9 protein-coding genes and 1 tRNA gene are annotated in these 11,888 nt (G+C 40.0%); 3 read left to right on the top strand and 7 right to left on the bottom strand.

Going from position 1 to position 11,888, the window contains the following annotated elements:
* Positions 1-14: 14 nt before the first annotated feature.
* The 4 genes from GSY63_RS14405 to GSY63_RS14390 form a co-directional block, all read right to left on the bottom strand.
* On the bottom strand, positions 15-2,384 hold the full coding sequence (locus tag GSY63_RS14405) for a GumC family protein (protein ID WP_166586519.1): 2,370 nt from the start codon (positions 2,382-2,384) through the stop codon (positions 15-17).
* A complete protein-coding gene (locus GSY63_RS14400) occupies positions 2,384-3,088 on the bottom strand; it encodes a polysaccharide biosynthesis/export family protein (protein WP_243749235.1) in 705 nt (234 codons plus the stop codon). Before GSY63_RS14400 ends, GSY63_RS14405 begins: the two co-directional genes overlap by 1 nt.
* Positions 3,089-3,834: 746 nt before the next feature.
* The gene (locus GSY63_RS14395; RefSeq protein WP_166586517.1) at positions 3,835-4,827 is read right to left on the bottom strand and encodes a phosphatase PAP2 family protein; all 993 of its coding nucleotides are present in this window, start codon (positions 4,825-4,827) and stop codon (positions 3,835-3,837) included.
* A 338-nt stretch (positions 4,828-5,165) separates the two neighbouring features.
* A tRNA-Asn gene (locus tag GSY63_RS14390) sits at positions 5,166-5,239 on the bottom strand.
* 87 nt (positions 5,240-5,326) lie between these two features.
* Between GSY63_RS14390 and GSY63_RS14385 the strand changes: the two genes are divergently transcribed.
* From GSY63_RS14385 to GSY63_RS14375, 3 genes are all read left to right on the top strand, one after another.
* Positions 5,327-6,247 carry a PfkB family carbohydrate kinase gene (locus tag GSY63_RS14385; RefSeq protein ID WP_166586516.1) on the top strand — a complete coding sequence of 307 codons (921 nt, stop codon included), beginning with the start codon at positions 5,327-5,329 and terminating at the stop codon, positions 6,245-6,247.
* 106 nt (positions 6,248-6,353) lie between these two features.
* A complete protein-coding gene (locus tag GSY63_RS14380; protein WP_166586515.1) occupies positions 6,354-8,072 on the top strand; it encodes an ArnT family glycosyltransferase in 1,719 nt (572 codons plus the stop codon).
* 7 nt (positions 8,073-8,079) lie between these two features.
* Positions 8,080-9,111 carry a hypothetical protein gene (locus GSY63_RS14375; RefSeq protein ID WP_166586514.1) on the top strand — a complete coding sequence of 344 codons (1,032 nt, stop codon included), beginning with the start codon at positions 8,080-8,082 and terminating at the stop codon, positions 9,109-9,111.
* Positions 9,112-9,175: 64 nt separating this feature from the next.
* Here the strand turns inward: GSY63_RS14375 and GSY63_RS14370 are convergent, their stop codons facing one another.
* The 3 genes from GSY63_RS14370 to GSY63_RS14360 form a co-directional block, all read right to left on the bottom strand.
* Positions 9,176-10,252, bottom strand: coding sequence for a serine hydrolase domain-containing protein (locus tag GSY63_RS14370; RefSeq protein WP_166586513.1), 1,077 nt, complete (start codon positions 10,250-10,252; stop codon positions 9,176-9,178).
* A gap of 132 nt (positions 10,253-10,384) precedes the next feature.
* The gene (locus tag GSY63_RS14365) at positions 10,385-11,095 is read right to left on the bottom strand and encodes a head GIN domain-containing protein (protein WP_166586512.1); all 711 of its coding nucleotides are present in this window, start codon (positions 11,093-11,095) and stop codon (positions 10,385-10,387) included.
* Positions 11,096-11,197: 102 nt separating this feature from the next.
* Positions 11,198-11,887 (bottom strand): response regulator transcription factor, encoded by a 690-nt coding sequence (locus GSY63_RS14360; protein ID WP_166586511.1) that lies wholly within the window; start codon positions 11,885-11,887, stop codon positions 11,198-11,200.
* Position 11,888: the final 1 nt, after the last annotated feature.

Below are 11,888 nucleotides of genomic sequence, written 5' to 3'. Positions count from 1 at the left end.
ATTCGTAGTTAAATTTATCTTCGATTTTTCTGTTGCTTATTTCTTCCTTTTTTCGAGGATTCGTCATCCATACCATAACCGCCATACCCTCCGTAACCGTAGCCGTAACCATAGCCATAACCATAAGCACCTCCGCGCGATTTTTTAAGATCATTCATAACCATTAACAAATTATTCATTTTAGCATTTTGGTATATATCCCTGGCAATATGGAGCTGCTCTTTAAATGTGTAATTATACCTGACGATATAAATACTCGAATCCGCATACTTACCTAGGGTAAAAGCATCCGCCACTTGACCTATTGGTGATGTATCAACAACTACAAAATCATATTTTTCATTCAGCTGATCCATCAAGCCGTCCACTCTTTGTCCCAACAGCAGTTCTGATGGATTAGGAGGAATAGGGCCGGATGAAATAATATGTAAACCTGGTACTTCCTTAAAATCATGTACAAGATCTTCAATCGTGAGTTTTGGATCTATTAAGAAATTAGTGATTCCATTTGGAAAGGGGGCAAGGTTGAGATCTTTTAACATTTTTGGCTTTCGGATATCAAATTCTAGAACAGCTACTTTTTTACCGGTTAAAGCCAAACTTGCGGCAAGATTTATCGAGAAAAACGTTTTACCCTCGCCACTTCGGCTGGAGGTAACCATAATTACTTTATTTTTACCCGTAGAAGTAAATTGAAGATTTGATCTGATTAAACGGAACCTTTCTGCCATTTCAGATCGATTATTGCCCTTGATAATCAACGTCTCTAAAGTATCGTTATGCGTTATTTCACCCAATACCGGAACCTCTGGAATAATCTTCGTTACGTCGTTTATAGACTGTACTTTAATATTTAAAAGCTCGCGAATATAAACACCTAAAATGGGCGCACCTAAGCCAGCAACCAATGTAAGTAAAAAAATTATTTGCTTTTTGGGTGCAACAGGAATATCATCAACATAACCTCTATCTATAATTCTCGAATTTGCAACAGCTGACGAGAGGGAAATGGCCGCTTCTTCTCTTTTTTGCAATAAAAAAGCATATAGCGCTTCCTTCACCGCCTGCTCACGCTTTATATCTGTTAAACCTCGCTCAATAGTCGGTACAGTTTTAATACGTGATTTAAAGGCCCCATACTTTTGATCTATACTATTACGAGTGATTTGAAATCCACTCTTTATATTCTTCAGATTCTCTAGGATATTTTTCCGTAAGTTTAATATCTGATCGTTAATCCCGGTAATAATGGGACTTGCCTCCTGCACCGTTTTGAGGAGCCGGGTTCTTTCTAATTGGAGAGAATTGAGTTGTTCTATCAGGCTATTAAGTGTCGGATCTTGAATGCCCAGTGAACTTGGTATTAAACCATATCTATTTTCGTCTTTACTTAAATAGCTTTCAATGGCATCCAGCACACCAATTTGAATATTAATATCATTTGACTTATTTGCATATTCTGTAGATTGATCCATAAAGGCCTGAGCATCAACAGAAACATCGCTAACTTGATTGCTTTTTTTAAAGCCCTCTACATTTTTTTCTACCCCGGTAAGCTCGGTAAGCAAATATTTAAGACGCCCATCTATAAATCCGATTGTATTTTGCGCTAGTAGATTTTTATCCTCAATGGCTTCCTGATTATAGTCATCTATCAGCTTATTTAATATATCCGTTCCTTTTTCTGGAACTGGATCAACCAAGCTTAGTGCTAATACACTTGCGTCCTTATTAACAACTGTTAGATTAAGTTTACTATCGTAATAAAGCCCCAACTTCCTCAGATCATTAAATTTCACTAAAAAAGCTTTACCTTTTTGAATGTGGGCATTACTTGTAACCGTAAACGAAACGTACGGCAAATTAATTCTCTCACCAAAATGTACTATACTGGTTTCATGATCAACATCTACCTCAAAAACATTTCCGTCTGATACTGTTAACTTTATACTTTTTAAATAAGCGAGTGAATCAAGTTTATTGATTACGATATTTATAGGCAGGGATTTTCCATATAATTCGGTAGTTTTAATAGTGCCTACCGCATAACATGTTGCTCTAAGTGAAAGATCACTTAAAACTTTCTGCATTAATCGCCTGCTTTTAAGTACTTCAATTTCGTTGTTTACACTCTTGGTAGACTTAAAGATGTCCAAGTCTATTGCTGATGCAGCGTCGGCAAGATCGGCACCCTTTTTATCATCTTTAATTAGTATTGTCGCATTGATACTATATTGTGAAATCGCATATCGTAAATAAATACCGGCACAGATCATGGTTGCTATTAACGAAATCACAAACCAAGGCCAGACGCGCAGATATTGAACAAAAATATCCTTGAAGGAAATATCCAGTTTTGAATTTGAAGTATTTTGATTGTTCATTAGTTAAATAATAGTCTCGAAAGCAGGATACCTATAATAGTGGCGCTGGCCACAATTATTGAAGTTGTACGTGTATTGTTAGTTAACTGCAGTTTTGATTTATCAGGCTCTACATACAAAACATCGTTCTGCTGTAGATAGAAATAAGGAGAGTTCAGTATATCTTTGTTGTTTAAATCTAAGCGAACCATGGTGCGGTCATTTCCTGTTTGTCTTATTAACAAAACATTTTCGCGCCGACCATAAAGGGTAAGATCTCCCGCAAGCCCTAACGCCTCTAAAACACTTACCTGATCATTCTGAATATTAAACGTAGCGGGCTTGTTTACCTCGCCAATAATCGTAACTCTAAAGTTCAGAAAGCGCACGTTTACTATTGGATTTTTAACATAACCATTTAAGGCGTTATAAAGCTTATCGCTTGCCTCTTCCTTAGTTAAGTCAATAAGTTTAATTTTTCCGATAACAGGGAAATTGATATTGCCGGCGCGGTCAACCTCATAACCAATTGGTGTTTGCGAGCTTGTTGGGGTTGGTTGCGTTGGATCTATTGGCCTAATAGGATTATTATTTACGCCGCTGTTAAACAAAATGTTTGATTCGGGGCTTAAAGTGCTAACATTAATGCCAAGAATGTCACCACTTTTAATTTTACTTTCGGCAATATTTAGGATCCTGGTTTTATAAATTGAAGAATCAGCCAAATCACTGAAATAAACCAAATTCCTTTTAGAACTACAGGAAGATAATATGATTGAGGCGAGAGCGAACAGTAGTAATCTTAATTTCATTAATTTCTCATTGATAGGCTATATCAGAAGCATAGAGGCTCGTTTGCTATGTTGATAAGGCGCAAATGCTGAGCAAATATATCAAAACAAACCATAAATAATTTAATTTAACAGTTAATCCACGCCATACCGCCACACAATATATTTTCGTAACAAGAATGTTATAAATAACTTCGTTCGATAAATTTATTAATCTGCGGCTAGGTTTTCCAAGTCGGGGCAATCAAAATAGCATCCGGCATAAAGTGCAACCCGCCTCATCTTTCAAAATCATATAAATAATGAGAGAAGTTGTTTGATAGCATTCCTCTATCGTGACTATAACGGCAGGAGTTGGAAAATAATATAGCGTTTAACATGTTACCCGCGGAAACTAAACTGCACAAGTGCTTACCGGGCAGTTGTTGGACTAATAATCATTTTTACTGAAAATTTGCCAATAAGGTGTATCTCTGTTTCTAACACATATTAATATATTCTTAAATTTAAAATTGGTATAAAACAAGGTTAAAAGGCTTTCAACCGAATATTCTGCGTGGAACGGCTATAATTACTATCTAATATATACAGTAATTATGAGCATAGCAAGAAATTGCAATTACATAGCAGGCAGATCGATAAATTACAAGACCCTGTAGAGCTTGGTATCTCCGACCAATTTAAAGCGACATATGTAAAGTTAATCCGGTCATTCCGCCCGATACAACAGGTAGTACCTGATAGTTGAAATTGATTTTGTTTTGTCGGTTTTGTATGGATTTCCTTTGAGCTTGCTTTTTTTCCCAGGCACGCGAGCTGAGTACTATACCTTTTCCTATCAATGTACCCACTATGCCGCCGGCCACCATATCTCCCACCCAATGCTGATGAGCGTCTACATCGGCAAAAAAGAGCACAGTAACAGCGCCATATGGTATCCAATAGTTATTGAACTCCATCGCCATAACTTTAGCTACCGCGAAATAGGCCGTAGCATGCATAGATGGAAAAGAAGTACCGCTTGGTCCAGTAGTAAAATTTAGCCTATGGATGGCAAAGAAATCGTATGGATTATCCGTGTAGGGCAATTTTGCTGGCTTGCCGTCACTGAGGGTTAAATCCGGCCTTCGCCTGCCAAATATGGATTTTAAAAAAACCTGCGAAATAAGGTAAGAATAGACTAACGCTTTTGTTGAATTAAGCGCAGCCATTTGCCCGGTTTTATAATTTGCTATAAGCGAACCCGCATACAGACCCATGATAGAATAATTTAGGTAAGCATCATTTCCGTAAAAGAACCGGGAATTTCCAGGATTGGCAAGTTTTGGAAACTTATATTTAACGTTTTTCTCTACGTTATCCTGATACCACTGAGTAACCGGTTTGTCGGCTAGCACAAATAAGGCTATGCCACCTGCATAAGCTGCGGTTACTCTCCAGTCTTTTGATACGGTCTTACCCATTTGTACAAAATCACCAGGCACACCAAACACAACTGTTTTCCAGACCTCTCCGGCAGTTTTAAACCGGCCGTCTTTAACAGTATCAGTTAATATTTTGGTACTGTCGATATCCGCTGCAACACCAACGGAATCTTGCTTTCGTGCTATACCAGAAAAAGAAATGAATGAAAAAAGGAATAAAATGGCGGTACGTTTTGTCGATATCGTCATGAATAGGGATAAATGTGGGCGCTAATATAACGAGTAAACCTAATTGCCAGCAGGTTAAAATTGCTACAAATTCGATAGATACTGGCATTGAAACGTTTACAACTATCGAAAGCAAAGCCCATTTATTTATATGGCACTCCGGTAGGCAACCGGACTATTCCAAATTTAGGAGCCTAAATACAATTCTGTTTCGCCCTCGAATAAACAGTTGACGATGCATATTCAGAATTTTAAAGTCTAATTCCATGTACTTTTGTCAGCACTGTAATGTGCAGCCAAACAACGCGTGTATCGAAATTCAGGGCATAAAAAAAGCCCCGCGGACTTGCGGGGCTTTGCTCCTGAGGCTGGGCTCGAACCAGCGACCCTCTGATTAACAGTCAGATGCTCTAACCGGCTGAGCTACTCAGGAATCGTTTTCCGTTTGGAGTGGTGCAAAAGTATAATTTCTCCTTTAATTTCACAATATTTGCACAAAAAAAAATTAAAATATTTTTTCATGAGTTTGTTAGTTATTGGTACTGTGGCGTTTGACGCAATTGAAACACCTTTTGGTAAGACTGATAAAATTGTTGGAGGCGCTGCAACGTATGCAAGCCTGTCGGCATCGTATTTTTATGATAAGGTAAAGATAGTAGCCGTTGTCGGCGATGATTTTCCGCAAAGTGAGATAGAAGACCTCAACCAACATCATATTGATACAGAAGGCCTTCAGGTGAAACCGGGAGAGAAATCTTTCTTTTGGAGCGGTAAATATCACAACGATATGAACAGCCGGGACACGCTTATTACGGAGTTAAATGTACTTGCTGACTTCGATCCGATCATTCCGGAGAGTTATCAGGACTGCCAGTATTTAATGCTGGGTAATCTTACCCCGCAGGTTCAGCAAACGGTAATTAACCGTTTACAGAACCGCCCAAAGTTAATTGTTATGGACACCATGAACTTTTGGATGGATATTGCAATGGATGATCTTTTGCAAACAATTAAAATGGTTGATGTGCTTACCATTAATGATGCGGAAGCCCGTCAGCTTTCTGGTGAATACTCATTGGTAAAAGCAGCTAACAAGATTTTAACCATGGGGCCTAAATACCTGATCATTAAAAAAGGCGAGCATGGCGCCTTACTTTTTGGCGAAGGCAAGATCTTTTCAGTACCTGCGTTGCCGCTTGAAGAGGTATTTGATCCAACCGGAGCCGGCGATACTTTTGCTGGTGGCTTTATTGGCTATATGGCCAAAGCTGGCGAGGTAAACTTTAACAACATGAAAAATGCTATTGTTTACGGTTCGGCGCTGGCGTCTTTCTGCGTGGAGAAATTTGGTACAGAAAAAATCAAGAACCTTGCTAAAGAAGAAGTTGCTGCACGTATACAAGAATTTGTGAACCTTTCTAAATTCGAAATTGAAGCTTAAGCAATAATTGCGTCCATTATATCGTTTAACGCCTGTTTATTGTAATAAATAAACAGGCGTTAATTTTTAAATATACCTTTGTACGCGTCGGTATCTTAACATCTATATGAATTTAACACAATCCAGCAAAGCTGCCAATCCAGAGAAACTGATCTGGTTTTTTCTGCTCGGCTGGACATTATTGAACGCGGCTCAGGCTTTTACACTTGGCCTGCACTCCGACGAGGCTTACTACTGGCTATACTCACGATTATTGGATTGGGGATATTATGATCACCCTCCGATGGTAGCTGTTTTTATCCGCATCGGTTATTCGATTTTTCAGAACGAATTTGGGTTACGGTTAATAACCGTTATCAGCAGCACGCTGGCCATAAGATTGTTGTGGTTAACTATTCGCGGTTATGGTGTTGATGCACGGCAGTTTATCCTAATAGTTGGCGGCGTATTCATATTCCATATTTATGGTTTTATTACCACGCCTGATGCTCCGCTGTTCTTTTTCACCGTATTGTTTTATTACTTCTATCAGCAATATCTAAAAAAAGACAGCTGGCAATTAGCAATATTAATTGCACTTACACTTGCCTGCTTGTTGTACAGCAAGTATCATGCTGTATTGCTGATTGCTTTTACACTGGCCGCCAACATCAAGGTACTTAAACGCTGGTCGTTTTGGGTGATACCGATTCTAGCTACTGTTTTATTTATACCGCACATTTACTGGCAGGTTAGCCATGGGTATCCATCGGTAAATTACCACTTGTTCGAGCGTTCGTCAGAGGTTTATGATTTTGCGCATACCTACCAATTTATACCTGGCCAGTTATTAATGGCAGGGCCACTTATCGGGTGGCTTGTATTTTATTATGCTTTTAAAACACGTGTTAAAGATGCATTTATCCGCACCTTATTAGTTAACGCGATAGGCACGCTTATTTTCTTCTTAATAAACACTCTTAAAGGCAATGTGCAACCGCATTGGACGCTGATTGCCTTCGTACCGCTAAGCATGCTGGCATTAATCCGATTTAAACAAGGCTTTACGCCACCGGCCTGGTTTAACAAACTTGCCGTAGCTAACATCCTATTGATCGTATTATTAAGATTGGCTCTGATTTCCGGCCTCCCGGTTATTGCACATTTAAGGCCTTTCAAAAGTTTTTTCGGGTTTCGCGAGTGGGCGCAACAGATTAAGCAAAAAGCGGGCGATGCGCCAGTGGTATTTCTTTCGGGTTTTCAGGAACCCTCTAAGTACAGTTTCTATACCCAATCGCTAAAAGGATTCGGTTATGACAGCCGTTACTATCGCCGCACGCAATTTGATATTTGGCCGCTGGAAGATAGCCTACAACACAAGCGCACATTATATATTTCGGACGTGGTGGATACTGCCATTGTAATGGATACCTTGAAAACCCACAACGGCACCTACTATACATCATGGATTGACGATACCCGTACCTACCAACGTGTTGATATCAAAAGCGATAATTACAAAGTGGTTGCAACGCCAGGCGAAATCAAAACATTCAATTTAACCATCACCAATCCGTATAATACCGTGCTGGATTTTAGCAATACAGGGCAAAGGCACCAGGTATTTATGGGCGGTTGTTTTATTCAAGACGACCGTTTAATCTATGCTCTCTTGGCACCGCCAAATTTCAACCAAATTAGGCTTCAACCTCACCAAACTATACATTTTACATTTCCATTACCTGCTCCAATGCAAAAAGGACATTATGAGCTGATTTTCTCTATCAGAACCACTCCTTTTCCTGGCGGCAGAAACAGCAGGATCGTTAATTTTACCGTTCAATAATTTATAGATGAATAAAAAAATCTACCTCTTACTCAGCTTTCTATTTTTATCCGTACTTGCAGCAAAAGCGCAAGGCAGCCTCGATATCCACTTCAATGGTTTTGGCTTTTTAGATAACAGAGAGTACAAGGCGTTTACAGAACGCTCACGCACTTATTCGGGCATGCGTACCCAGTTGGATTTAGGTATCAATCTCGATAGTACAAATCACTTTATCATTGGTGCAAACGGCATCCACGAATTTGGGGCTCAACCTTATTTTTTAAAAGTTGATCCTGTGGCCTACTACAGCCACGAAAGCCATAAATGGTTATTCAATGCAGGTATGTTTCCACGTTATGGCTTGGTAACTCAAATTCCAAGGGCAATGTTTAACGATACTTTGCTTTATTATCGCCCAAACATCGAGGGTTTACTAACCCGCTACCAAACCGAATACGGCTACCAGACCCTATTTATCGACTGGGTAAGCCGCCAGACCGCTGTAGATCGCGAACAGTTTATTTTCGGCATGCTCGGTAAATACCTTCCAAACCCTAAAGGGCCGTTCTATATCATGAACTATTTCACGATGTTACATGATGCTGGCCCGGCAGTATCCATTCCCGGAGACCACATCCGTGATAATGGCGCGGCACAGATTCGTGGCGGATTAAATTTCAAGCAATCCACATTCGACTCCCTTTCTGTCGAGGCCGGGGGGATGATCTCACTCGAACGTACCCGTGTTAATGACGGTGGTGGCTTTAAGGTGCCTGCGGGCTTTGTAGCCAGCGTTTACGCAGGCTTACGCCGCTTTGCTTTCTTTGATGAGTTTTATGCTGGCCAGGGCCATCATATTACTTATGGCGATGCCTTTTACGAAAAGAAGATGTATAACAGGCTCGACATAATCTATTCTCCGTTTTTATTCGATGGCATCAAAGGCCAATTTGTTATCAGCCTGATGCAGTCGCCGGGGCAATGGGGCGATAGCCAGCAAGCCTTCAGGATAACTTATGATATCGGCCGAAAGCGGCTGGTAAAATTTAAAGATTAAAAAGAAAGGCGGCTATCTAATCGATAAGCCGCCTTTCTTTTAATTGGCAACACAAAACATTTCTTCAGTCAACAACTTTCTCAGCTATCCTGGCAGCAAAATCGTCCAGACTTGTGGTGCCGGTATTACTCAGAATAATAATGGTAGACCCGTTTTCCAAAACGTGAAATAACATGGCCTGTGCACCCATGATAGAACCCGGTCTCTTTATTATCGTATACATTTTATGATTGATATCATAGTCTTTATAAACCCAAACGCCGTACCCATATTCCCCAAGACCCGATGTAAACATGAGGTTTAAGGTTGCTTGTTTTAACAGCTTTTTACCAAACAAGGCATTAGAAAACTTGAGTATATCATCAACGGTTGAATACATTGCTCCGGCAGCATACCAATTTTCTATATAAACAGGCAGATCATTTACCAGTGCTTTAATATCAGCCCTATAAAAGTAAGTATCAGCCATTCTGTCAATGATATTTTGCTGATGGGCAATTCCAGAATTAGCCATCTGCAAAGGCTGGAGGATATTTGTAGTCAAATTCTCTTCAAAAGTTTTTCCGGTAACATGCTCAATGATTTTGCCGAGAATGATGTAGTCGGCATTGTTGTAATCCCAAACCTTGCCGGGTTCTGTCTCTAATTTGCCGCTGCTAAATAAAGTCAGCATTTCGTCGCTGGTATATGGATGCTGATACTGCGGAATGCCGTTTTTAAGCACAGATTCAAAGGTTGCACCCGTATCCATGTTGTGGATACCTGAAGTCATGTTTAACAACTGCACGACACTTACCTTATCTGCGCCTTCGCCTTTATAATCGGGCAAGTAGGCGCTTATGGTTTTGTTAAGATCAATTTTTCCTTGCTCGTAAAGCTGCAGAATAAGTACCGATGTAAAAGCCTTTGTAATAGATGCAACCTTGTAACGCGTATCGGGATTGTTAGGCACATTAAGTTGAAAATTAGCCAGGCCAAAACTCTTTTTGTAACCCACAACGCCCTCCTTTGCAATAAGTACAGTGCCGTTAAAATTGTTCTTCACCACGAAAGAATCAATAAAAGCACTCACCTTTAATGGTTGAGCGACAACGGCTTGAGCCGTTACCCAAATGGCTACAATCAAATATACTTTTCTCATAACTTGAAGCATAGAGAACCCACACTGAGCATTTTATTGCTTAGCGTAATTTACGTTTATAGAAGATTGTGAGATACATAACCAGATGACTACGCCATCCGGTTATGTCTTTAGAAAAGAGGTGGGTATTAACTACCGACCTTTATGTACACTTCCACTTCCAGAAGCAGAGGCATTAACGTTTTTAGCCGAACCAGAGTAACTAACATCACCAGAACCTGATACCGAGGCATCCAACTTTTCATTTACGTTTACAGCGGCATCGCCCGAGCCAGATACCCGAACAGTTGTATTTGTTGTAACGAGGCCACTGCCAGAGAAATCACCGGAACCAGATACCCCCACGCTTGCGTTTACTGCGCGGCCCAAAAGCTTCATATCGCCCGAACCGGATACACCGATCTCTACGTCTTTAGTATCTACCTTACCAACCATATCGCCTGAGCCGCTAACTTTTAATTTTAATGAAGGGGCAGTAATTCCATCCTTAAAAAAAACATCGCCCGACCCTGATTCTGTGATACTGTTAAGTTGTTTGGCAGTTACATATACAACTGTTTTTTTATGATTCCCACCAAACCAGTTAAAATTACCCCAACTGCCACTTTTAGTATAGATCTTTAACACACCGCCATTAACTTCGGTTATTAATTTATCCATTACGTCTGCGGGCGCTTCTACCTTAACAGATTCGGTATTTCCTTGTGTAATATATACATCAAAGGATCCGCCTGCATTTATAGCATTAAAGCCCGTTAAATGGCGGTCTTGAGTATCAGCAAACGCGTTTTCGACGCTTGCTACTAATAAAAAAGCGAAAATTGCTTTGGTCAGTGCTTTCATAATATATGTGTTTATAACCATAAGATGCCATAAAGTGGCAACAGGTTACAAGCTTTATCAAATTTATTTAACAACACCAATGCGCTTTGCAGCTATTAAAGCCTAATCGTGCGAAAATTTGTAGCCTACTCCCCTTACCGTTTGCAGGTATTGAGGCGAATCTGGATTATCTTCTATTTTTTTACGAAGCCTTACAATATGCATATCCAGCGTACGGGTATTAACATCGGCATTGTAGCCCCATACCTCCATCATCAGTTCTTCGCGGTTTATTACCTTGTTCCGGTTTTTGAGGAAGTAAAGTAAAATGCGGTTCTCTAAAATGGTAAGCTCTATCTTTTTGCCATCTTTAATTAAAAGGTGAGTATTTGGATGGTGCTCCATATTGGCGAAACGATAGGTTTCCGGCTTATCGCTATTAAGCGAAAATTTGATCTTATTATCGATCATCGCCACCAATACATCCATATTGTATGGTTTGGTAATATAGTCTGATACACCAAAGTTATAAGCCTCGATCTTGTCAACATCCTGGGCCTTGGCCGTCATCATAATTACCAGCTTATCAAATCCGTTCTTGCGGATATTTTCGCAAACTTCAGATCCCTGCTTACCTGGCAACATCCAGTCTAACAATACGATATCCGGATTTTCATCCATAATCATTTTTTCAGCATCGTCACCATTTGATGCCTCTAAAACCCGGTAACCTTCTGTCTGCAATCTTTCGGCAACCAGAAAACGCAGGTTCTCATCGTCTTCTACCAGTGCAATTTTTATTTCTTGATTCATA

This window comes from Mucilaginibacter agri (assembly GCF_009928685.1).
Classification (GTDB): Bacteria; Bacteroidota; Bacteroidia; order Sphingobacteriales; family Sphingobacteriaceae; genus Mucilaginibacter; species Mucilaginibacter agri.
The sequence above is the reverse complement of the archived record's forward strand: the minus strand, read 5'-3'. Positions and strand labels throughout refer to the sequence as shown.

Coding starts and splice junctions, on each gene's coding strand:
- GSY63_RS14405 (WP_166586519.1), bottom strand. CDS start 2,384: ATGAACAATCAAAATACTTCAAATTCAAAACTGGATATTTCCTTCAAG.
- GSY63_RS14395 (WP_166586517.1), bottom strand. CDS start 4,827: ATGACGATATCGACAAAACGTACCGCCATTTTATTCCTTTTTTCATTC.
- GSY63_RS14385 (WP_166586516.1), top strand. CDS start 5,327: ATGAGTTTGTTAGTTATTGGTACTGTGGCGTTTGACGCAATTGAAACA.
- GSY63_RS14380 (WP_166586515.1), top strand. CDS start 6,354: ATGAATTTAACACAATCCAGCAAAGCTGCCAATCCAGAGAAACTGATC.
- GSY63_RS14375 (WP_166586514.1), top strand. CDS start 8,080: ATGAATAAAAAAATCTACCTCTTACTCAGCTTTCTATTTTTATCCGTA.
- GSY63_RS14370 (WP_166586513.1), bottom strand. CDS start 10,252: ATGAGAAAAGTATATTTGATTGTAGCCATTTGGGTAACGGCTCAAGCC.
- GSY63_RS14365 (WP_166586512.1), bottom strand. CDS start 11,095: ATGAAAGCACTGACCAAAGCAATTTTCGCTTTTTTATTAGTAGCAAGC.
- GSY63_RS14360 (WP_166586511.1), bottom strand. CDS start 11,887: ATGAATCAAGAAATAAAAATTGCACTGGTAGAAGACGATGAGAACCTG.